Raw genomic sequence first — 21,948 nt, 5'->3', positions numbered from 1 at the left:
ACTCGATCACGTACCGGAGGTATGCCCCCGTTGGGGGCTGCTCCAATCGGTGATCCGGACCGGAAGCTCGCCGAGCGCCTCGCGCAGCGCGGCGGCGAAGCGGTCGTACTCGGGGGTGCGGGCGGAGCCGGGGCGGTGGGCGAGGCCGATCCGCCGGCCGGGGGCGGGGGCGGCGAAGCGGACGGCGGCCAGCCGGTCGGTGCGGCCGGCCTCGACGTCGAGGGCGGTGGCGGGCAGCAGGGTCACCCCGAGCCCGCCGGCGACCAGCTGGACCAGGGTGGAGAGGCCGGCGGCCCGGGTGGTGGAGCCGCCCGCGTCGGCGCCGACCTCGCGGCAGATGTCGAGCGCCTGGTCGCGCAGGCAGTGGCCCTCCTCCAGGAGCAGGACGTCCAGGTCGAGCAGGACGTCCCTGGGGACGTCGATCCGGCCGGCGAGGTCGTGCTCGGGCGGGGTGACCAGGACGAAGTCCTCGTCGAAGAGCGGGATGTCGCGGGTCGGCGAGGCGCCGCCCGCTGGCAGCGCGAGCAGCAGGACGTCGAGCCGTCCGGCGGCCAGGCCCTCCAGCAGCGAGGGGGTGCGCTCCTCGTGGACGTGCAGCTCCAGGTCGGGGTAGCTGTCGCGGACCAGCCGGAGCACGGTGGGCAGCAGGTACGGGGCGACGGTCGGGATCACGCCCAGGTGGAGCGGGCCGGTGAACGGGCGGCGGGCGGCCTCCACCTCCTCGGTGAGCTCGTGCAGCGCGCCGAGCACCCGGCGGGCGTGGGCGGCGACCCGCTCCCCCAGCGGTGTGACGATCACCTTGCGTGTCGTACGCTCCACCAGTTGCGCGCCGAGCGCCTCCTCCAGGGCGGCCACCGCACCGGACAGCGCGGGCTGGCTGGTGCCGATCGCGGCGGCGGCGTCGCGGAAGTGCAGGTGCTCGGCGACGGCGGTGAAGGCCCTCAGCTGGGCCACGGTCGGGGTGCGGTGCCTGGGCTGAACAGTACTGATAGCTCTCTCCGATCAGATACATCGAGTGTAGCTATTTCCCCGATCAGTCCACGATGTGGGACTGTGGATCACGTCCGCAATCCGGACGCACCCTCCCCTCACGCCCTATCCAGGAGAAGCGAACGTGCTCACGATCGGTGACAAGTTCCCCGAGTTCGAACTCAACGCCTGCGTGGACCTCGACGCGGCGAACGCCTTCGCGCAGATCGACCACAAGACCTACGAGGGCAAGTGGAAGATCGTCTTCTTCTGGCCGATGGACTTCACCTTCGTCTGCCCGACCGAGATCGCCGCGTTCGGCAAGCTGAACGAGGAGTTCGCCGACCGTGACGCCCAGATCCTCGGCGTCTCCGGCGACAGCGAGTTCGTCCACCACGCGTGGCGCAAGGACCACAAGGACCTGCGCGACCTGCCCTTCCCGATGCTGGCCGACATCAAGCACGAGCTGATGCAGGCCTGCGGCGTCGAGGCCGCCGACGGCACCGCCCAGCGCGCCGTGTTCATCGTCGACCCGAACAACGAGATCCAGTTCGTCATGGTGACCGCCGGCTCCGTCGGCCGTAACCCCAAGGAGGTCCTGCGGGTGCTGGACGCCCTGCAGACCGACGAGCTGTGCCCGTGCAACTGGAACAAGGGCGAGGACACCCTCGACGCCCAGGCCCTGCTGGCGGGCTGACCCATGGCCCTGGACGAACTGAAGGCCGCGCTCCCCGAGTACGCCAAGGACCTCAAGCTCAACCTGGGCTCGGTCATCGGCAACTCCGACCTGCCCGAGCAGCAGCTCTGGGGCACCGTGCTGGCCTGCGCGATGGCCACCCGCTCGGCGGCCGTGCTGCGCGAGCTGGAGCCCGAGGCCCGCTCGTACCTCAAGCCCGAGGCCTACGAGGCCGCCAAGGGCGCCGCCGCGATCATGGCGATGAACAACGTCTACTACCGGACGCTGCACCTGCTCTCCGACAAGGAGTACGGGACCATGCGGGCCGGCCTGCGGATGAACATCATCGGCAACCCCGGCGTGGACAAGGCCGACTTCGAGCTGTGGTGCTTCGCCGTCTCGGCGATCAACGGCTGCGGCCAGTGCCTCGACTCGCACGAGGGCGTGCTGCGCAAGGCGGGTGTCGACCGCGAGGTGATCCAGGCCTCCATCAAGATCGCCGCCACGGTCCAGGCCGTCGCCGCGGTGCTCGACGCCGAGGCCCAGCTCGTCTGAGCCCGGCCCACCGGACGACGGAAGGGGCCCGAGGACCGACAGGTCCTCGGGCCCCTTCCGTTTTCGTCGCGCTACTTCACCCGGGCGGCCTCCAGCGCCTCGAAGACCTCCTGGCCGGCGGCGTTGCGGCGGCGGAGGTGGCCGACCACCGTGTTGGTGACCGCGATCAGCGGGACGGAGACGATCGCGCCGGCGATGCCGCCGACGATCGAACCGGCGGCGACGCCGAGCACCACCCCGAGCGGGTGGACCCGCACCGCCCGGCCCAGGATCAGCGGCTGCAGGATGTGGCCCTCGATCTGCTGGACGGCCACCAGCACCACCAGCGTCATCAGCGCGGTGAACGGCCCGACCGCGACCAGCGCGATCAGCACCGCGATCGTCCCGGTGACCAGGGCGCCGACCAGCGGCACGAACGCCCCCAGGAAGATGATCACCGCCAGCGGCAGTGCCATCGGCACCCCGAGCAGTTCCATGCCGACGCCGATGAACAGGGCGTCGATGAAGGCCACCGCCACCGTCCCGCGCACGTACGCGGTGAGCGTCGCCCACGCCTTGGGGCCGGCTCCGGCCATCGCGTAGCGCGAGTGCAGCGGCAGGCCGCGCAGCACCCACCCCCAGATCCGGGCGCCGTCGTACAGCAGGAAGAAGGTGCTGAACGCGGTGAGCACCACGCCGGTCAGCACCTCGACGGCGATGGTCACCCCGGTGAAGCCCGCCGAGGTGATCTGCTCCGAGTTGGTGCCGATCGCCTTGGAGATCTGGTCGGCGAAGTCGTTGATCTGCTGCTGGGTCAGGTGCAGCGGCCCGTCGACCAGCCAGTCGCGGACCGAGGTGACGCCCTCCTGGACCCGGCCGGTGACCTTGTCGAGGTTGGTGGACACCTGCCAGACCACGAACCAGCCGACCAGCCCGATGCCGGCGATGCCGCTGAGGAAGGTGCCCGCCGCCGCGAGCGAGCGCGGCACGCCGTGCCGGCGCAGCCAGGAGACGGTCGGCTCCAGCAGCGCGGAGATCAGGATCGCGGCGAGCAGCGCGAAGGCGACCAGCCGCAGGGTGTCGACCACCCGGAAGACGATGTAGAGGGCGACGCCCAGCAGCAGCAGCCGCCAGGCGGACTCGGCCGCGACCCGCAGGCCCCACGGCACGGCCTCGGCGGGGGTGGCGGGCCGGCCGAGCGGATGGGTGCTCGGCGCGGCGAAGCGCACCGGCGTGCGCGGCGCGGGGACGCCCTGCCCGGCCCGGTCGCCGTCCGCCGCGTCGGCGGGCTCTCGCCCGGCGGCGTCCCGGCCGGCGGCCGCCGCGGGGACCGCGGCGTGCAGGCGCTCGACCCGGGCGGCCAGCAACCGCGCCTCGGCGGCCTCCCGTTCGGCCTGCGCCCGTTCGGCCTCCGCGCGTTCGGCGGCGGCCAGGGCGCGGCGGTGCCGCTCGGCGGCGGCGAGCGCGCCGGCCGCCACCGCCCCGGCCTTGGCCAGCCCGCGCCAGCCCTTCGAGTCCCGCTCCTCTTCCGGCATGACAACCCCCGTTAGACCGCTCCGCCGTGGATCGCGCCACGGCCGTCCCCACGACGCTACCCGGCCGTCAGGCAAGTGTGGCGACGGCCCCGGAAGCCGACGGAGAACCGCTGGTGACAAATCGGGACGGACCATCCGGTTTCAGACCGTCGGGGGTGGGGAGGAGGCCGGTAGAGCCAACTGAACGCGGACCGGCCGGGGCCGGAGGTACCAGGACCCTCTCCGGCTCCCCGCGTCCGCACCACCGGCCGCACCGCCCGTGAGCGCACTGGTCAGCGCCGCCCGGGCGGCGCTGCCGGCGCTCCGCAGGCCGCTGTCTCGCGGCAGCACGAAGGCCCCGCTCCGCAAGCGCGGAGCGGGGCCTTCGGCACGGTCGGTACCGGCCTAGTACCAGTGGTGCGACTGCCAGAACGACCAGGCGCCGCAGGGGCTGCCGTAGCGGCTGTTCATGTAGTTCAGGCCCCACTTGATCTGGGTCGCGGGGTTGGTCCGCCAGTCGGCGCCGGCCGAGGCCATCTTGGAGCCGGGCAGCGCCTGGACCAGTCCGTACGCGCCGGACGAGGCGTTGGTGGCGGTGTAGTCCCAGCCGCTCTCGCGCTTCACGATCTGGCTGAAGCACTGGAACTGGTTGGCGTCGCCGATGATCTGCAGCGCCATGTCCTGGACGGACCCGGGGCTGATCGACGCGAGCGCGCTGCGGGCGGCCGACCGGTTGGCCTCCTCCTGCTTGCGCTTCTCGTCGGCCGCCTTGGCAGCCTTGTCCGCGTCGGCCTTGGCCTGCGCGTCGGCGGCGGCCTTCTGCCGGGCGGCCTCTTCGGCAGCCTTCTTGGCGGCGGCGTCGGCGGCCACCTGCTGGGCGTTCGCCTGGGCGGCGAAGCCGTCGCTGACGTTCTGCGCCTGCAGGCCGGTGGGCACGTCGGCGAGCAGCGTGGCGCTCGCGACGTCGACCGTCTGGACGGCCTTGCCCTCACTACCCGAGGCGGCACCCACGACGGCACCGACGGCGGTCACCGCGGTGGCGGAGGCGACAGCGACTCCCCGGACCGAGATCCGAGTCACATGGTTTCCTTCCAGCAGCTCCCGTGCGCGACCGTACGGGTGCGATCTGCCCCTTGCACCGGCCTCCGCACTGCTCTGGTCACGGGAGGCGCTGGCCCGGCCGACCGGCCGAGCTGACCTCGGACGGGCGGTTGGATCGAGCGGCGTACGGCCTTTCGGTGTTCAGTTTTCCGCCCGCCGACCGGAGTTGCCGGGCGTGGATCTGCCGTACGCGGGGCCTGACAGAACCCTCACCATGCCGCACCGGGACGTGTCTACGCAATTCCCGGTTGCGTGGCGGATCTCACAGACTTCGCCGAGCTGGGGGTTTGGCGAAAAGTCGGACGAGCGCCAGTCAGATGTGATGACAACAAAGGGAGTCTGCCGCTATGCGACAGACTCCCTTTGCCCGACTATGTCCCACTTCAGGGCTGGATGTCCTCCAGCATCTCGGTCACCAGCGCGGCGATCGGCGAGCGCTCCGAGCGGGTCAGGGTGATGTGCGCGAAGAGCGGATGGCCCTTCAGCTTCTCCACCACCGCGACCACGCCGTCGTACCGGCCGACCCGCAGGTTGTCCCGCTGGGCGACGTCGTGGGTGAGCACCACCCGCGACCCCTGGCCGATCCGGGACAGCACGGTGAGCAGGACGTTCCGCTCCAGCGACTGGGCCTCGTCCACGATCACGAAGGCGTCGTGCAGCGAGCGCCCGCGGATGTGGGTGAGCGGGAGAACCTCCAGCATCCCGCGGGAGATCACCTCTTCGATCACGTCCGGGGTGGTGACCGCGGAGAGGGTGTCGAACACCGCCTGGGCCCAGGGGCCCATCTTCTCCGCCTCACTGCCCGGCAGGTAGCCCAGCTCCTGGCCGCCGACCGCGTACAACGGCCGGAACACCATCACCTTGCGGTGCTGCTGCCGCTCCAGCACCGCCTCCAGGCCGGCGCAGAGCGCCAGCGCGGACTTGCCGGTGCCCGCCCGGCCGCCCATCGAGACGATCCCGACCTCGGGGTCGAGCAGCACGTCCAGCGCGATCCGCTGCTCGGCGCTGCGACCGCGCAGCCCGAACGCCTCGCGGTCCCCGCGCACCAGGCGGACCTGCCCGTCCTGGGTGACCCGGCCGAGCGCCCTGCCCCGCTCCGAGTGCAGCACCAGACCGGTGTGCACCGGGAGTTCGGCGGCGCCGTCGATGTCCACCGGGACGTGCTCCGCGTTGAACAGGGTGTCCACCTGGTCGCCGGAGACGTGCAGCTCCGTCATGCCCGTCCACCCCGAGGTGATCGCCAGCTCGGCCCGGTACTCCTCGGCCAGCAGGCCGACCGAGCTCGCCTTGATCCGCAGCGGCAGGTCCTTGGAGACGACGGTGACGTCGTACCCCTCCGCCTGCAGGTTGCGGGCGACCGCGAGAATCCGGGTGTCCGCCTCGCCGCCCCCGACCCGGTAGCCGGCCGGCAGTATCGAGGTGTCCGAGTGGTTCAGCTCGACCCGGATCGTGCCGCCCAGGTCCCCGACCGGGATCGGCTCGTCCAGCCGACCGTGGCGGACCCGGTAGTCGTCCAGCATGCGCAGCGCCTGGCGGGCGAAGTAGCCCAGCTCCGGGTGGTGCCGCTTGGCCTCCAGCTCGGTGACCACCACCACCGGCAGGACGACCTCGTGCTCCTCGAAGCGGGTCATGGCCAACGGGTCGGCCAGGAGCACGCTGGTGTCGAGAACGTACGTGCGCCGGTCTGGTGTCCGGCGGCTCTTGGTACTGACCACTAGGCCTCCAGAGCGGGTGACCCGACGTCACCCGCGGCTCACCGGTCCCCGCGACCCCGGTGGCCGGGGTACCGGTCTGAGTGGTCTATGCCCACCGGAGGCCTACCATGAACCCGCCGGAGCGAACAGCGGGATCACAACCGGTGAACGTTTCCCCTCCCCGACCTGCGGGTATGCCAACCTGACCGGCGGTCAGCCACCGTACGGACCGGAGACGGTCCCGGCCGCAGGCCCACGCCCCGGCGTGCGGCAGCCCTCGCCGGAGGCGACTCTCAGAGGCCCGAAGCCCCACGTGTCGAAGACCCCCGCCGGAGGCGAGTGGCAGACCGGGGGCGAGCGTCAGAGGCCCATCCGCCGGTTGCGCAGCTGGTAGTCCCGCAGCGCCCGCAGGAAGTCGACCTTGCGGAAGGCCGGCCAGTACGCCTCGCAGAAGTAGAACTCGCTGTGCGCGCTCTGCCAGAGCAGGAAGCCGGACAGCCGCTGCTCGCCCGAGGTGCGGATGACCAGGTCGGGGTCGGGCTGGCCCTTGGTGTAGAGGTGCTCGGCGATGTGCTCGACGTCGAGGATCCCGGCCAGCTCCTCGATCGAGGTGCCGCGGCCGGCGTGCTCCTGGAGCAGCGAGCGGACCGCGTCGGCGATCTCCTGCCGCCCGCCGTACCCGATCGCGACGTTGACCGTGATGCCCTGGATGTGCGCGGTGGTCGCGGCGGCCTCCTTCAGCACCTCGGCGGTCCGGTCGGGCAGCATGTCGAGCGCGCCGACCGGGTTGACCTTCCACCGCCCGGCGGCGACCAGCCCCCGCACCGCGTCCTCGATGATGCCGAGCAGCGGCACCAGCTCCTCGGCGGGCCGGGAGAGGTTGTCGGTGGAGAGCATCCAGAGGGTGACGACCCGGACGTGGGTCTCGTCGCACCAGCCGAGGAACTCACTGATCTTGTCGGCGCCGCGCTGGTGGCCGTAGGCGGTGGTGCCGCCGGTGGCCTTGGCCCAGCGGCGGTTGCCGTCGAGGATCACGCCGATGTGGCGGGGGGTGTTGTTGAGGTGCACCTCGACCCGGCGGCCGTAGAGCCGGTAGGCGTTGTCCAGCAGGCTCCGAAGCCCCGGCGTGCGCTCGACCACATCGCGCAGACCCATTGTGTACGGCCCCTCCGTGCTGATTGACCCGGGTGCGAACTCCCCCGGCGCAGCCTACTCCGGGTGGGTGGACGGCGGTAAAGCCGCAGGTACCGGAGTTGTCACAGTCCGCACTCGGATACGGAACGGTCTCCGCTTCCTTAAGCGGCCCCTAAGCCCCGATCCGGGTCCTTGACGCTTGCCATTGGTCTAGTCCAGCGTGTGGTCAGCACCACATCGGCACCACTGCGGACCCTCCCCCACAGCGGAGCCGCCGCGCCCCCCACCGCGGCGGCTCCTTCCCTCCCGCTCCTGTTTCCCAGGAACCACCCCAGGAGACCCCCACATGGCCCGTACGCTGCAGCAGCCGTCCCACCGGCGCCGCAACAAGCTCCCCGCCGTGCTCGCCGCCGGCACCACCGCGGCGGCCCTGGCCGCCACCGGCCTGACCCTGTTCGCCGGCGGCGCCGATGCCGCGGTCGGCAACCTGGTGGGCAACGGCGGCTTCGAGGCCGGCAACCTGTCCGGCTGGAGCTGCGCCGGCACCGCCGCCGTCGCCTCCGCCCCGGTCCACACCGGCTCGTACGCGCTCACCGCCACCCCGAGCGCCGCCGCCACCGCCGAGTGCACCCAGACCGTCAGCGTGCTGCCGAACAGCTCGTACACGCTGTCCAGTTGGGTCCAGGGCCCGTACGTCTACCTGGGCGCCCGGGGCACCGGCGGCACCGACCCGTCCACCTGGTCGAGCCAGAGCGCCTGGAACCAGCTGTCCACCACCTTCACCACCGGTGCGAACACCACCAGCGTCACCCTGTACGTGCACGGCTGGTACGGCCAGTCCGCGTACAGCGCCGACGACGTCCAGCTGATCGGCCCGGGCGGCACCGCCTCCCCGTCCCCGTCGCAGACCTCCGCGTCGCCCTCCCCGTCGCAGACCTCGGCCTCGCCGTCGCCGTCGCGGACCTCCGCGTCGCCGTCGCCCTCGCAGACCTCGACCTCGCCGAGCCCGTCCGCGACCGTGACCACCCAGCCGCCGACCGGCAACCTGCCCAAGCACGTGCTGACCGGTTACTGGCAGAACTTCGACAACGGCGCGCCGGTCCAGCGCCTGCGGGACGTCCAGGCGAACTACGACATCATCGCGGTGTCCTTCGCCGACGCGACCACCACCCAGGGCGCGATCAGCTTCACCCTGGACCCGGCGCTCGCCTCCAAGCTCGGCGGCTACACCGACGCCGACTTCAAGGCGGACATCGCGGCCAAGCACGCGGCCGGCAAGCGGGTCGTGCTCTCGGTCGGCGGCCAGAACGGCGCGATCAGCGTCGGCAACGCCACCGCGGCCACCAACTTCGCGAACACCGCGTACGCGCTGATCCAGCAGTACGGCTTCGACGGCATCGACATCGACCTGGAGAACGGCGTCGACCCGACGTACATGTCGCAGTCGCTGCACACCCTGCAGTCCAAGGTCGGGCCGAACTTCATCCTGACCATGGCGCCCGAGACCATCGGCATGTACTCCACCGCCGGTGCGTACTTCCAGCTCGCGCTGAACACCAAGGACATCCTGACGGTCGTCAACACCCAGTTCTACAACTCGGGCGGCATGAACGGCTGCGACGGCAAGGTGTACACCCAGGGCACCATCGACTTCATCACCGCGCAGGTCTGCACCCACATCCAGGGCGGCCTGCGTCCCGACCAGGTCGGCATCGGCGTCCCGGCGTCCTCCCAGGCGGCCGGCGGCGGCTACGTCAACTCCACCGTGGTCAACAACGCGCTGGACTGCCTGGCCACCGGCAACCACTGCGGCAGCTTCGTCCCGCCGGCCAAGTGGCCGACCATCCGCGGTGCGATGACCTGGTCGACCAACTGGGACCAGAAGAACGGCAACGACTTCTCCACCAACGTCGGCAACTTCGCCCACGCCATGCCGTAACTCCTGAACGTGCGGCGCCTCTTGAGGGTGGGGCCACCGCACTTGAATAGGGGCCCGTCGTACCGCTGGGGTACGGCGGGCCCCGCCCATTCCCCCGCACCCTCACCGCCGCAGTCGGCGCCCCAGGTACGCCCCGCCGCCGAGCAGGACCAGCAGCAGTCCGACCGCGGCCGGCGCCCAGGGGCCGGTTGGCCCTCCGTCGGCTCTGCTCGGTCGCCATGCGGCACTACTCCCTCAGTGGTTCACCAGGGCGAGCAGTGTGCCAAGAAGCATGGCCGGACCGAAAGCGAGTTCGGTGCCGCGCCCGGCGCGGCGGGTGAGGAGGAGGGCGACGGCCCAGAGGCCGGCCAGCAGGCAGGTGTAGAAGAGGCCGCTGGTGAGGGCCCGCAGGCCGTAGAGGCCGAGGACGGCGCCGAGGGCGGGAGCGAGCTTGACGTCGCCGAAGCCGAGCGGCGCGAACAGCGCGAGCAGGCCGAAGAGCAGGCCGAGCGCGGCGGCGGCGAGCAGGCAGCGCAGCAGCACGGCGGGCCGGTGCTCGACCAGCGGGAGCAGGACGGCGGTGCCGGCCAGCAGCGGCAGGGTGAGCGGGTCGGGCAGCCGGTGCACCGCGGCGTCCACGAAGGCGAGCACCACGCCGAAGGCGGCCGTCCAGGCGAGCAGCAGCACCACCGGCGCTTCGGCGGTGGCGGCGACCGCCCAGCCGACCGCGGCGCAGACCGCCTCGACGCTGCCGGGCGGCGGTCCGGTCCGGCTGCGGCAGCGGGCGCAGCGCCCGGTGGGCAGCGCCGGCAGCGGCCGCGGGCAGCAGTCGCGGCGCGGCTCTCCGGACGGCACGGCGAAGCGCACCGCGGTGGCGCGCAGCAGCGGCGCGAGCAGCAGTCCGACCGCGGCCCCGGTCCATGCCCAGTCCACAGGCCCTCCCCCGTCCGGTTGGGGGCGAGACTAGTCGCCCGTCCGTGTCCAGGTGGCGAACACCACGGAGTAATCGGCGTAACACCGCCGTAAAGTGGGTGGGTATGCAGGTCATCCAGTCCAGCAAGCTCGCCAATGTCTGTTACGACATCCGCGGCCCGGTGCTCGACGAGGCGATGCGGCTGGAGGAACAGGGCCACCGCATCCTGAAGTTGAACACCGGCAACCCGGCCGCCTTCGGTTTCGAGGCGCCGCCGGAGATCCTGCAGGACATTCTGCGCAACCTCGCCTCCGCGCACGGCTACGGCGACTCCAAGGGCCTGCTCTCGGCCCGCCGCGCCGTGGTGATGCACTACGAGGAGCGCGGCCTGCACGGCCTGACGGTCGACGACGTCTTCCTCGGCAACGGCGTGTCGGAGCTGATCCAGCTCGCCATGACCGCGCTGCTGGACGACGGCGACGAGGTGCTGGTCCCGGCGCCGGACTACCCGCTGTGGACGGCGTCGGTCTCGCTGGCCGGCGGCACCGCCGTGCACTACCGCTGCGACGAGCAGTCCGAGTGGTACCCGGACCTGGCGGACATCGAGGCCAGGGTCACCGACCGGACCCGGGCCATCGTGGTGATCAACCCGAACAACCCGACCGGCGCGGTCTACCCGCAGGAGGTGCTGGAGGGGATCGTCGAGATCGCCCGGCGGCACAAGCTGGTGGTCTACGCGGACGAGATCTACGACAAGATCCTCTACGACGACGCGGTGCACGTGCCGCTGGCGACGCTGGCGCCGGACCTCTTCTGCGTCACCTTCAACGGCATGTCCAAGTCGTACCGGGTGGCCGGCTTCCGCAGCGGCTGGATGGTGCTCTCCGGCGACCGGCACCGGGCCCGCAGCTACATCGAAGGGCTGAACGTGCTGGCCTCGATGCGGCTGTGCGCCAACATGCCGGCCCAGCACGCGGTGGCCGCGGCGCTCGGCGGCCGGCAGTCGATCAAGGACCTGGTGCTGCCCGGCGGGCGGCTGCTGGCCTCCCGCGACGCGGCGTACGAGCTGCTGAACCAGATCCCCGGCGTCAGCTGCGTGAAGCCCAAGGGCGCGCTGTACGCCTTCCCCCGGCTGGACCCGCAGGTCTACAAGATCAAGGACGACGCGCAGATGGTCCTGGACCTGCTGCGCTCGCAGCGGATCCTGATCGTCCAGGGCACCGGCTTCAACTGGCCCGAGCCCGACCACTTCCGCCTGGTCACCCTGCCGCGCCCGGAGGACATCACGGACGCGGTCACCCGGATCGGCGACTTCCTGGCCGGGTACGTCCAGCCGTAGCCGCAGCCGCGACCGCGCCGGAAACACCGGAAGGGCCCCGGGGAACGTTTCTTCCCCGGGGCCCTTCCGTGTGCGGGTCAGCCCAGGCGCTTGACCAGGCTGCGGTACTCGTCCCAGAGCTCGGTCGGGGTGTGCTCGCCGAACATCTCCAGGTGGGCCGGGACCAGCGCGGCCTCCTGGCGCCAGATGTCGGCGTCCACCGAGAACAGCAGCTCCTGGTCGGCGGCGGAGAGCTCCAGGCCGTCCAGGTCGAAGCCCTCGACGGTCGGCAGCACGCCGATCGGGGTGTCGACGCCCTCGGCGGTGCCCTCCAGGCGCTCGACGATCCACTTGAGCACGCGGCTGTTCTCGCCGTAGCCCGGCCAGACGAACTGGCCGTCGCTGTTCTTGCGGAACCAGTTGACGTAGTAGATCTTCGGCAGCTTGCCGGCGTCGGCCGAGGCGCCGACCTTCAGCCAGTGCGCGAAGTAGTCGCCCATGTTGTAGCCGCAGAACGGCAGCATGGCGAACGGGTCGCGGCGCAGCTCGCCGACGGTGCCCTCGGCGGCGGCGGTCTTCTCGGAGGCGATGTTGGCGCCCAGGAAGACGCCGTGCTGCCAGTCGAAGGACTCGGTGACCAGCGGGACGGCGGTGGCCCGGCGGCCACCGAAGAGGATGGCGGAGATCGGGACGCCCGCCTGGTCCTCCCACTCGGGGGCGATGGTCGGGCACTGCGCGGCCGGGACGGCGAAGCGGGCGTTCGGGTGGGCCGCCGGGGTGCCGGACGCCGGGGTCCAGTCGTTGCCGCGCCAGTCGGTCAGGTGCGCGGGGGCCTCGTCGGTCAGGCCCTCCCACCAGACGTCGCCGTCGTCGGTCAGCGCGACGTTGGTGAAGACGGTGTTGCCCCACAGCGTCTTGATCGCGTTGGCGTTGGTGTCCTCGCCGGTGCCGGGGGCGACGCCGAAGAAGCCGGCCTCGGGGTTGATGGCGTAGAGCCGGCCGTCGGCGCCGAAGCGCATCCAGGCGATGTCGTCGCCGATCGTCTCGACCTTCCAGCCGGGGATGGTCGGCTGGAGCATCGCCAGGTTGGTCTTGCCGCAGGCGGACGGGAACGCGGCGGCGACGTACTTGACCTCGCCGGACGGCGGGGTGAGCTTGAGGATCAGCATGTGCTCGGCCAGCCAGCCCTCGTCGCGGGCCATGGTCGAGGCGATCCGCAGCGCGTAGCACTTCTTGCCGAGCAGGGCGTTGCCGCCGTAGCCGGAGCCGAAGGACCAGATCTCACGGGTCTCCGGGAAGTGCGAGATGTACTTGGTGCTGTTGCAGGGCCACGGCACGTCCTGCTCGCCCTCGGCCAGCGGGGCGCCGACGGTGTGCACGGCCTTGACGAACTCGCCGTCCTCGCCGAGCTGGTCGAGCACGGCCTGGCCCATCCGGGTCATCACGCGCATCGAGACGGCGACGTAGGCGGAGTCGGTGATCTCGACGCCGTACGCGGCCAGCGGGGAGCCGACCGGGCCCATCGAGAACGGCACGACGTACATCGTGCGGCCCTTCATCGAGCCCCGGAAGAGGCCGTTCGCGCCGGCGAAGATCTCCCGCATCTCGGCGGGGGCCTTCCAGTGGTTGGTCGGGCCCGCGTCCTCCTCCTTCTCGGAGCAGATGAAGGTGCGGTCCTCGACGCGCGCGACGTCGGTGGGGTCGGAGGCGGCGTAGTACGAGTTGGGGCGCTTGGTCTCGTCGAGCTTGGTGAAGGTGCCCTGGGCGACCAGGAGGTCCGCGAGGCGCTGGTACTCCTCCTCGGAGCCGTCGCACCACTCCACGCGGTCCGGCTGGGTCAACTCGGCGATCTCGCCGACCCAGTCCACCAGGCGCTGGTGGCGGGTGGGCGCGGACTCGGCGAGCGCAGAGATCTCGAGGGACACGATCGCTCCGTTTCACACCATCTCGGCCAGGAGACGGCATCGCGGTTGGTTGAGGGTGCTTACACCGTAGCCCCGTACACCAGCCCGCCCTTCGGCAGAACGGAGCAGTTGACGCAATCTTTACTACGAAGTGGCAGAATCGACGGGCTTGCGGAGGGCTTGGTGACACCTCGCGAGGCCCGGGGTGACCGTCCTCAACACTCCAGAACGTCTAAAAGTGACGATCGCCACTGACTACGGGCCAGTAACCTACGGTTCCGTAGGATGCTGCCCATGACTGCGGAAGCGACAGCGGACGGGGCTGCGGAAGCCCTCCTGATCAAGCCCAAGTGGCGCGGCTGGCTGCACGCCGGGATGTTCCCGGCCGCCGTCGCGGCGGGCATCGTGCTGATCTGCCTGGCCGGCACGACGGCGGCCACGGTCGCCTGCGTGGTCTACTCGGTCAGCGCCTGGATGCTCTTCGGCGTGAGCGCGGTGTACCACCGCTTCGCCTGGGGCCCGCGCGGCGACGCCGTGCTGCGGCGCCTCGACCACGCCAACATCTTCCTGATCATCGCCGGCACCTACACCCCGTTCACCATCCTGCTGCTGGACGGGGCGCGGCAGCAGGTCCTGCTCTGGCTGGTGTGGGGCGGCGCGCTCGCCGGCATCGCCTTCCGGGTGTTCTGGGTCGGCGCTCCGCGCTGGCTCTACACGCCCTGCTACGTGGCGCTGGGCTGGGCCGCGGTCTTCTTCCTGCCGGACTTCCTGCACAAGGGCGGCGCCGCCGTACTCACCCTGATCATCGTCGGCGGCGTGCTCTACACCCTCGGCGGCGTGGTCTACGGGCTCAAGCGGCCCGACCCGTCACCGCGCTGGTTCGGCTTCCACGAGGTCTTCCACGCGTTCACCCTGGGCGCGTTCATCGTCCAGTACGTGGGCATCTCGATCGTCGCCTACACGGCGGCCTGAGGCCCCGCCGCTCAGGCGGCGTCCAGCCGTTCCCGGGCCCGGCGGCAGCGCTCGCAGTGCGCCGCGTCGGGCCCGTCGCCCGCCCTGCGCACGTGCGCCCTGGAGCTGAAGCGGCGGCCGACGTAGGCCATCACCGCGAGCACCTCCACGGCGGACACCGCCCAGACCGCCCGGGGGCCGCCGAGCAGGTAGCCCGCCACCACCGCGAGGGCGGCGGCGACCGCGGCCACGCCGCCCCAGAACTGCTCGGGACCGAACTCCATGCGAAGACCCCCCGTCGTCTGATTGGGCATCAGATCCATCCCCACCCAGGGTGACATGTGCAGCACCCGGTGGGGCGAACGGGGGGTCAACGTTGCGGCAACACCGGTGGAGCCCGTGTGAAGGTCAGGTCCGGCGGCGCCGGAGCGCGACGGTCAGCCCGGTGACGGCGGTGACGCCGACCGCCGCGCCGGCCGTGGCCAGCGGCAGGACGCCGCCGCGGTCGGCCGCCGCGTCGTCGTAGCCGCCGCCCTTGCCGGCCCGGTCGTACGCCGAGCCGGGCAGCTTGTCGCCGTACCGCTGGTGCACCAGCTTCTGGTACCCGGCGACGCTCGTCCCGCCCTCGCCGACGGACCGGCGGGCCTCGTCGTCCAGCGGCAGCACCCGGTCGCCGCGCAGCACGTACCAGGCGTTGATCTGCGGCTCCCGGAAGGCGGTGCCGCCACCGGCCGCCGCCTTCGCGGCGTAGTCGGCCTCGTCGCCGCCGGAGGCGATGTTCACCACCTTCCAGGACGCGCCCTGCCGGACGGTCCACACCGAGGCCCGCTGCCCGTCGGCGGCCACCGCCGTGGTCGCGGCGAACTCCGCCGTCGCGACCGACGCGTCCGGTCGCCCGGCGACGAACTCGGCGGAGAGGCTGTAGACCGCCACCGTGTCGCCGGTCAGCCGCGGCGCCGCCTCGCCGGCGGCCCGCGCCTCCTCGGCGGCCCCGATCGCGAGCTGCTGGTTCGGCGGGACGCCCTTGCGGGCGAAGAAGTGCCCCAGCTGGTCCAGGACGGCCGGGGTCTGCGCCGCGCCCCGGGCGGCCGCCAGGTCCCCGGCGCCGAGCGGGGCGGGCTGCGCCGGCCCGCCGGCCGCCGTGGCGAGCGGCGCGGCGGCGAGCGCGAGGCCGGCCGCCAGGAGGGCGGCGGCGGCGGTTCGGGCGAGGTGCTTGCGGTAATCGGTCATGGCTCGCTCCTCACGCGCCGATCCGGTACAGGGAGTGGGTCCAGGAGAACGAGCTGTTGTTCACGTAGTACCAGTAGTCCGCCCAGTTGTAGCGGTAGTTGGACGGCCACGGGTCGCCCCAGTAGACCCAGTTGTTGGCGGTGTCGTAGCCGTAGACGACGTGCATGTGGCCGCCGCCGGAGCTCCACTGGATGCGGGTCTCGATCGGCCGGTTGGCGTCCACCTCGGTCTGCACGGTGGTGTAGCGCAGGTACCCGGTGACGTACGAGCCGGGGTTGATGCCGATCCAGCTGAGGCCGTTCTGGACGTCGCCGAGGGTGGCCTGGCTGTTGGGGCAGCTGGAGTTGACCGAGCGGCCGAAGGCGGCGTTGCAGAACTGGTTCTGGCTGTAGCCGTAGCCGTAGAAGGTGGCGATGGTGTTGCCGCTCGCCGCCCAGCACCAGTTGGTCTGCTGCTGTTGCTGCATGGTGATGTTGAGCTTGCGCCAGGTGCCGTCCAGGGCGGCCGCGGCGGTGGGGGCGCCGGGCGCGGCGAGGGCGGCGGGGACGGCCGCCTGGGCGGCCCGGGCCGGGGCGGTGGTCACCGCCGTCAGGGTGGGGGCGAGGACGCCCAGGGCGAGCGCAGCGACGGCACGGCGCAGCCGGGTCCGAGTGCGTGGCATGGGGGATTTCCTCCTTGCGTCTGCGCAGGAGAGGGATGTGGGGGCAGCGGCGTCCGGACGCGCTGCCGATGAGCATCCGGCGTTGCCGGGTACCGGTCAACGCCCGTCCCCCGCGCCGGCGTTCGGATGTGAACGGACCGCGTCCCGATGTGAACGGCGCGGCTGCGAGCAGCGCGGAAATCGCCGGGACCGGTGACAACGGCGCCCACGGGTGTGAATATTCACGCTCTACTCCCGGAGGTGCCGATGCCGTACGCCGACCGGCCCGACCTGGTGACCGCCCTGCGCACCGGGCCGTTCCACCTCGCCCTGCGCACCGCGATCACCGCCCGCGGGCTCGCGCTGCACCGGGTCCGCGAACACCTGGCCCAGCGCGGGGTGCGGGTCGGGGTGACCAGCCTGAGCTACTGGCAGCAGGGCCGGCGGCGGCCCGAGCGGCCCGAGTCGCTGCGCGCGGTCCGGGCGCTGGAGGAGGTGCTGGAGCTGCCCGCGCACTCGCTGACCCGGCTGCTGGGCCCCCGGCAGGCCGCGCCCGGCCCGGCCGCCCCGGCCACCCGCCCCTACCGCGACCTGATCGCGCCGGCCGAGGCGGTGGACGGGCTGCTGGCCGTCCTGTCCGGGCCGCCGGGCACCGCGCTGCACACCGTCACCCACCTGGAGCGGATCCGGGTCGGCGCGGACCGGCGGCAGGTCAGCCGCGACTCGCAGCACGTGCTGCGCGCGCACCGCGACGGCATCGACCGCTACCTGGCGATCTACCAGGGCGATCCGGGCTGCGACATCGAACGGGTCGCCGTCCGCGCCGAGGAGAACTGCCGGCCCGGCCGGATCCGCCGCGACCGGGCGGCCGAGCTGCTGGTCGCCGAGCTCCTGCTGGACCGGCGGCTGCGCACCGGCGACACCCACCTGCTGTCGTACGGCTTCGACGACGCGCCGGCCGCGGAGGCCAGCCAGGAGTACGTCCGCGGCTTCAACGCGGGCGCCGGGCAGTACGTCCTGCAGGTCAGCTTCCACCCGGACGCGCTGCCGGTCCGCTGCACCCGCTTCGCGGCCCGGGAGCCCGGGGCAGCCCCTTACGAGACGGAGGAGTTGACCCTGGACGGGCACCACTGCGTGCACCTGGTGGCGTCCGCCCTGCGGCCCTGCCTGCTCGGCATCTCCTGGGACTGGGAGTAGCTCAGTTCAGGTCCAGCACGATGCAGTCCTCGACCGGGCGGTAACCGAGCTTCTGGTAGACGGAGTTGCTGGTCGGGTTGGCGAGGTCGGTGTAGAGCAGCACCTCGCCGGCGCCCTCGGCGACCGCGTGCGCGGAGGCCCCGGCGACCACCGCGCCGGCGTAGCCGTTGCGGCGGTGCTCCGGCGGCGTGTAGACCGGGCCGATCCGGGACATCCCGGCGATCACCGGGCTGGCCCCGGCGAACGAGACCGGTCGGCCGGCCGACTCCCAGACGTGCCAGCTGCGTTCGGCGATCCGCTGGTCGACGATGGCGGCGGCGTCCAGGTCGGGTTCCATCACCCCGGCCTCGGCGACGAAGGCGGTCAGCCACTCGATCAGCAGCTCCCGGTCGGCGCTCCGGGCGAGCCGGAAGCGGCCCTCGGGGGCCGGCGAGGGCGGCGTCAGCCCGTCGAGCCGGTAGAGCCGTTCGTCGGTGCGGACGGCCGGCTCGGCGCCGGTCAGCCGCTGCCAGCGCTCGGCGAAGGCCAGCGCCGCGGCCTTGCCCCCGGAGACGGCGGCGAGCGCCTCGCCCCGGGCGTGCAGGGCGTCGGCGAGCGCGGCGCCCGCCCCGACCGGGGTGCGGCCGAGTCTGGGCGGGTACGGCGGGGTCTGCAGGAAGACGCCGTCGACCGGGGCGTCCGGCCGCGGGCGCCACCACCCGAACCGGGGAGGCTGCGCGCCGAAGGCGTTCAGCCCGTTCCGCTCCAGCCGGTCGGCGATGGTCAGCAGCGCGGTGTTCTCGGCCGGGTGCGCGGCGAGGTACTCCCCGGCGGCGGCCCGGAACTCGTCCAGGGATGCGGTGATGGTCCACGTCATGGGTCCATCCCTAACCGATCGGCCCCGCCGCCCACCACCGCTTTCCGGCCGGTGTTGCGCCTACTGCCGCCGCCCACGAAGCAACGGCTACCGCTCCGTCCGGCCGAGCCGGGCGGCCAGCTCGCCGGCGTCCGCGGTCGGCGCGTCGCAGGTGAACCGGCGGCAGACGTACGCGGCGGCGCGGCCGTCCAGCAGCGGGCGGTCGGCGAGCAGCGGGACGTCCTCGCGGCCGGGTTCGCCGACCGCGACGACCGCGCCGGGGGCGGTGGCGGCGAGCGCGGTGCGGTGCAGCAGCGCCCGGTCCGGGTCGTCGGCGGCGCCGACCACGGCGATCTCGCGCGGCCCGTCGAGCAGCGCCTCGGCGACGGCCAGGCCCCAGCCGGTGAACCGGGGGGCCCGGGTGCCGAGCGCGCCGACGACGGCCAGCGCCCGTTCGGCGGCGGTGCGGTGCCGCTCCGAGCCGGTGTACGCGGCGTAGCCCAGCAGGGCGCCGGCGGCGGCGCTCCAGCCGGACGGGGCGGCGTTGTCGGTGGGGTCCTGCGGGCGGCGGATCAGCTGCTCGGCGTCGTCGGCGGTGTCGTACAGCGCGCCGGAGACGGTGTCGGCGAAGTGCAGCAGCACGATGTCGAGGAGCTCCCCGGCGAGGTCCAGCCAGGCCGAGTCGCCGGTGACGGCGTACAGCGCGAGGAAGCCCTCGGCGGTGTCCGCGTAGTCCTCCAGCACGCCCGCGTTGGTGCCGGCCCGGCCGTCCCGGGAGGTGCGCAGCAGCCGGCCGTCGGCGGTGAGGTGGACGGTGATCAGCAGGTCGGCGGCGCGCTCGGCGGCGTCGACCAGGTCGGGGCGGTCCAGCAGGGCGCCGGCCTCGGCGAGCGCGGCGATCGCCAGGCCGTTCCAGGCGGCGACCACCTTGTCGTCCCGGGCGGGCGCCGGGCGGGCGGCACGGGCCTCGAACATCGCGGCGCGGATCCGCAGGTACTCGGCCTCGTCCTGCGGGTCGACCGGCAGCTGCAGGGTGGAGGTGCCGTGCTCGAAGGTGCCGGCGGCGGTCACCGTGAACAGCCGGGCCGCGGTCGCGGCGTCGGCCGGGCCGAGCAGGTCGACCAACTGGCCGGGCTCCCAGACGTAGTAGGCGCCCTCGGCCTGCTTGCCGGTCTCCTCGTCCAGGCTGTCGGCGTCCAGCGCGGAGGCGAAGCCGCCCTCGGGGGTGCGCAGGTCGCGCAGCAGGAAGTCGGCGGTCTCCAGGGCGATCCGGCGGGCCAGGCCACTGCCGGTGGTGCGCCACAGGTGCAGGTAGACCCGCAGCAGCAGGGCGTTGTCGTAGAGCATCTTCTCGAAGTGCGGCACCACCCAGGCGCCGTCCACCGCGTAGCGGGCGAAGCCGCCGCCGAGCTGGTCGTACAGGCCGCTGCGGGCCATCGCCTCGCAGGTCTGCTCGGTCATCTGCAGCGCCGCCTCGGAACCGGTCCGGGCGTGGAAGCGCAGCAGGAACTCCAGCACCATCGACGGCGGGAACTTCGGCGCCCCGCCGAAGCCGCCGTGCTCGGCGTCGAAGGTGCGGCCCAGCTCGGTCAGCGCGCCGTGCAGCTCGGCCTCGCCGGGGGCGCTCATCACGCCGCTGCCCACCGCGTACACCGAGGCCCGCTCGGCCAGGTCGGCGCTGATCCGGGCGGCCACCTGGCCGACCTCGTCGCGCCGGTCGCGCCACGCCGCCGCGACGCCCTCCAGGACCTGCCGGAAGCCGGGCATCCCGTGCCGGGGCTGCGGCGGGAAGTACGTCCCGAAGTAGAACGGCTCCTTGTCGGGCGTCAGGAACACCGTCATCGGCCAGCCGCCCTGCCCGGTCGCCGCCTGCACCGCCTCCATGTAGACGGCGTCGACGTCCGGCCGCTCCTCGCGGTCCACCTTCACCGCGACGAAGTGCTCGTTCAGGTACTCGGCGACCGCCTTGTCCTCGAAGGACTCGTGCGCCATCACGTGGCACCAGTGGCACGCCGCGTAGCCGACCGACAGCAGCACGGGCACCCCGCGCCGCTCGGCCTCGGCGAAGGCCTCGGGCCCCCAGGGCCACCAGTCCACCGGGTTGTCGGCATGCTGCAGCAGGTACGGCGAGGTCGCGTCCGCGAGACGGTTCGGCATGCCCCCATCCTTGCGCATCCCGCGGGCGGAGCGGCTACTCCTTGGGCTGCTCGGGCTCCTCGACGAAGTCGATCTTCTTGAAGCGGGTGTTCATCGACTTCAGCAGGAACCAGGTGGCCACGCCGAGGGCGGCGAAGACCACGAAGCCCAGCAGGCCGGGGGTCACCTTGGCCTCGTCGAGGGCGAGGTACGACAGGTTCATGGGGGTGCTCATTCCTCCATGGTGACCCGGCCCTGCGGGGGCCGGGTCACCGGGGTACCGCGGGGGCTACTTGCGCAGGCCCGCGAACAGGTCGCTCTCCGGCAGGTCGGTGTCGACGTGGGCGCGGACCAGCTCGTAGTCCTCGGTGGGCCACACCTCGCGCTGGACGTCCAGCGGGACGCGGAACCACGGCCCGTCCGGGTCGATCTGGGTGGCGTGGGCGATCAGCGCCTTGTCCCGGACCTCGAAGAAGTCGTCGCACTTCACCCGGGTGGTGATCTCGCGCTCCTTGCGGCCGCTCTTCTCCCAGCCGGCGATCCACTCGCCGTACGGGGAGTCGTGGCCGTTGTCGGTGAGGTACGCGTGCAGGGCGCGCATCCGCTGCATCGGGAAGCCGTGGTTGTAGTACAGCTTCTGCGGCTGCCAGGGCTCACCGGCCTCGGGGTACGCCGCGGGGTCGGCGGCCGCGTCGAAGGCGACCATGGTGATCTTGTGGGTCATGATGTGGTCGGGGTGCGGGTACCCGCCGTTCTCGTCGTACGTGGTGATCACGTGCGGGCGGAACTCGCGGATCAGCCGGACCAGGGCGCCGGCGGCCACCTCCACCTCCTCGAGGGCGAAGCAGCCCTCGGGCAGCGGCGGCAGCGGGTCGCCCTCGGGCAGGCCCGAGTCGACGTAGCCGAGCCACGCCTGCTGGACGCCGAGGATCTCCCGGGCGGCGTCCATCTCCTTGCGGCGGACCTCGTGGATGTTCTCCTCGACCCACTTGTCACCCTGGAGCTTCGGGTTGAGGACCGACCCGCGCTCGCCGCCGGTGCAGGTGGCGACCAGCACCTCCACCCCTTGCGACACGTACATCGCCATGGTGGCGGCGCCCTTGCTGGACTCGTCGTCCGGGTGGGCGTGCACCGCCATCAGTCGCAACTGCTCAGTCAACGCCTGGTTCCTTCCAGGTATGTCCGGTTCGTCGGGCGGCCTCCCCCGCCGCCTCCGGCGCGGACGTGCCCCTCCTATAGTGACGGACTGAAGGGCGCGTCCATTCCCCCGGCAGGCGGACCCGT

20 protein-coding genes are annotated in these 21,948 nt (G+C 72.4%); 6 read left to right on the top strand and 14 right to left on the bottom strand.

Features of this window, described 5'->3' with window-relative positions; genetic code table 11:
• Positions 1-6: 6 nt before the first annotated feature.
• Positions 7-954 (bottom strand): LysR substrate-binding domain-containing protein, encoded by a 948-nt coding sequence (locus tag ABEB06_RS22955; RefSeq protein ID WP_345698765.1) that lies wholly within the window; start codon positions 952-954, stop codon positions 7-9.
• 160 nt (positions 955-1,114) lie between these two features.
• Here ABEB06_RS22955 and ABEB06_RS22950 point away from each other — a divergent pair, with 160 nt between their 5' ends.
• The gene (locus ABEB06_RS22950; protein WP_345698764.1) at positions 1,115-1,666 is read left to right on the top strand and encodes a peroxiredoxin; all 552 of its coding nucleotides are present in this window, start codon (positions 1,115-1,117) and stop codon (positions 1,664-1,666) included.
• A 3-nt stretch (positions 1,667-1,669) separates the two neighbouring features.
• Complete coding sequence (locus ABEB06_RS22945) at positions 1,670-2,200, top strand: alkyl hydroperoxide reductase (RefSeq protein ID WP_345698763.1); 531 nt, start codon at positions 1,670-1,672, stop codon at positions 2,198-2,200.
• A 71-nt stretch (positions 2,201-2,271) separates the two neighbouring features.
• On the opposite strand, the gene ABEB06_RS22940 is transcribed toward ABEB06_RS22945, so the two are convergent.
• From ABEB06_RS22940 to ABEB06_RS22925, 4 genes are all read right to left on the bottom strand, one after another.
• Positions 2,272-3,714, bottom strand: a complete 1,443-nt coding sequence (locus tag ABEB06_RS22940) for an AI-2E family transporter (protein ID WP_345698762.1) — start codon at positions 3,712-3,714, stop codon at positions 2,272-2,274.
• A 384-nt stretch (positions 3,715-4,098) separates the two neighbouring features.
• Positions 4,099-4,773 (bottom strand): aggregation-promoting factor C-terminal-like domain-containing protein, encoded by a 675-nt coding sequence (locus tag ABEB06_RS22935; RefSeq protein ID WP_345698761.1) that lies wholly within the window; start codon positions 4,771-4,773, stop codon positions 4,099-4,101.
• Between the two features lie 404 nt (positions 4,774-5,177).
• Positions 5,178-6,509: an RNA 5'-3' helicase PhoH2 gene (phoH2, locus tag ABEB06_RS22930; protein WP_345698760.1), complete on the bottom strand. Its 1,332-nt coding sequence runs from the start codon at positions 6,507-6,509 to the stop codon at positions 5,178-5,180.
• A gap of 339 nt (positions 6,510-6,848) precedes the next feature.
• Complete coding sequence (locus ABEB06_RS22925) at positions 6,849-7,643, bottom strand: isoprenyl transferase (protein WP_345698759.1); 795 nt, start codon at positions 7,641-7,643, stop codon at positions 6,849-6,851.
• A gap of 325 nt (positions 7,644-7,968) precedes the next feature.
• Between ABEB06_RS22925 and ABEB06_RS22920 the strand changes: the two genes are divergently transcribed.
• Positions 7,969-9,561 (top strand): chitinase, encoded by a 1,593-nt coding sequence (locus ABEB06_RS22920; RefSeq protein ID WP_345698758.1) that lies wholly within the window; start codon positions 7,969-7,971, stop codon positions 9,559-9,561.
• A 234-nt stretch (positions 9,562-9,795) separates the two neighbouring features.
• Here the strand turns inward: ABEB06_RS22920 and ABEB06_RS22915 are convergent, their stop codons facing one another.
• Entirely contained in the window at positions 9,796-10,473 is a 678-nt protein-coding gene (locus ABEB06_RS22915; protein ID WP_345698757.1) for a prepilin peptidase, read from the bottom strand.
• A 104-nt stretch (positions 10,474-10,577) separates the two neighbouring features.
• Between ABEB06_RS22915 and ABEB06_RS22910 the strand changes: the two genes are divergently transcribed.
• Positions 10,578-11,792 carry a pyridoxal phosphate-dependent aminotransferase gene (locus ABEB06_RS22910; RefSeq protein WP_345698756.1) on the top strand — a complete coding sequence of 405 codons (1,215 nt, stop codon included), beginning with the start codon at positions 10,578-10,580 and terminating at the stop codon, positions 11,790-11,792.
• A 77-nt stretch (positions 11,793-11,869) separates the two neighbouring features.
• Here ABEB06_RS22910 and ABEB06_RS22905 read toward each other — a convergent pair whose 3' ends face one another.
• Positions 11,870-13,696 (bottom strand): phosphoenolpyruvate carboxykinase (GTP), encoded by a 1,827-nt coding sequence (locus tag ABEB06_RS22905; RefSeq protein WP_345698755.1) that lies wholly within the window; start codon positions 13,694-13,696, stop codon positions 11,870-11,872.
• Between the two features lie 264 nt (positions 13,697-13,960).
• Here ABEB06_RS22905 and trhA point away from each other — a divergent pair, with 264 nt between their 5' ends.
• Positions 13,961-14,647 (top strand): PAQR family membrane homeostasis protein TrhA, encoded by a 687-nt coding sequence (gene trhA, locus ABEB06_RS22900; RefSeq protein WP_425559676.1) that lies wholly within the window; start codon positions 13,961-13,963, stop codon positions 14,645-14,647.
• A gap of 11 nt (positions 14,648-14,658) precedes the next feature.
• Here the strand turns inward: trhA and ABEB06_RS22895 are convergent, their stop codons facing one another.
• From ABEB06_RS22895 to ABEB06_RS22885, 3 genes are all read right to left on the bottom strand, one after another.
• Positions 14,659-14,910 carry a hypothetical protein gene (locus ABEB06_RS22895; protein WP_345698753.1) on the bottom strand — a complete coding sequence of 84 codons (252 nt, stop codon included), beginning with the start codon at positions 14,908-14,910 and terminating at the stop codon, positions 14,659-14,661.
• A gap of 124 nt (positions 14,911-15,034) precedes the next feature.
• Entirely contained in the window at positions 15,035-15,856 is an 822-nt protein-coding gene (locus ABEB06_RS22890) for a hypothetical protein (protein WP_345698752.1), read from the bottom strand.
• Between the two features lie 10 nt (positions 15,857-15,866).
• Complete coding sequence (locus ABEB06_RS22885) at positions 15,867-16,517, bottom strand: papain-like cysteine protease family protein (protein WP_345698751.1); 651 nt, start codon at positions 16,515-16,517, stop codon at positions 15,867-15,869.
• Positions 16,518-16,763: 246 nt separating this feature from the next.
• Between ABEB06_RS22885 and ABEB06_RS22880 the strand changes: the two genes are divergently transcribed.
• Entirely contained in the window at positions 16,764-17,693 is a 930-nt protein-coding gene (locus tag ABEB06_RS22880) for a hypothetical protein (RefSeq protein ID WP_345701949.1), read from the top strand.
• Between the two features lies 1 nt (position 17,694).
• Here ABEB06_RS22880 and ABEB06_RS22875 read toward each other — a convergent pair whose 3' ends face one another.
• The 4 genes from ABEB06_RS22875 to mca all read right to left on the bottom strand — a co-directional run bounded on the left by ABEB06_RS22875 (position 17,695) and on the right by mca (position 21,823).
• Entirely contained in the window at positions 17,695-18,549 is an 855-nt protein-coding gene (locus tag ABEB06_RS22875) for a GNAT family N-acetyltransferase (RefSeq protein WP_345698750.1), read from the bottom strand.
• Between the two features lie 87 nt (positions 18,550-18,636).
• Positions 18,637-20,685 (bottom strand): thioredoxin domain-containing protein, encoded by a 2,049-nt coding sequence (locus tag ABEB06_RS22870; RefSeq protein ID WP_345698749.1) that lies wholly within the window; start codon positions 20,683-20,685, stop codon positions 18,637-18,639.
• Positions 20,686-20,719: 34 nt separating this feature from the next.
• Positions 20,720-20,899 (bottom strand): hypothetical protein, encoded by a 180-nt coding sequence (locus tag ABEB06_RS22865; RefSeq protein WP_345698748.1) that lies wholly within the window; start codon positions 20,897-20,899, stop codon positions 20,720-20,722.
• A gap of 54 nt (positions 20,900-20,953) precedes the next feature.
• Positions 20,954-21,823, bottom strand: a complete 870-nt coding sequence (gene mca / locus ABEB06_RS22860; protein ID WP_345698747.1) for a mycothiol conjugate amidase Mca — start codon at positions 21,821-21,823, stop codon at positions 20,954-20,956.
• Between the last annotated feature and the right edge of the window lie 125 nt (positions 21,824-21,948).

The organism is Kitasatospora terrestris, from assembly GCF_039542905.1.
Lineage (GTDB): Bacteria > Actinomycetota > Actinomycetes > Streptomycetales > Streptomycetaceae > Kitasatospora > Kitasatospora terrestris.
The sequence above is the reverse complement of the archived record's forward strand: the minus strand, read 5'-3'. Positions and strand labels throughout refer to the sequence as shown.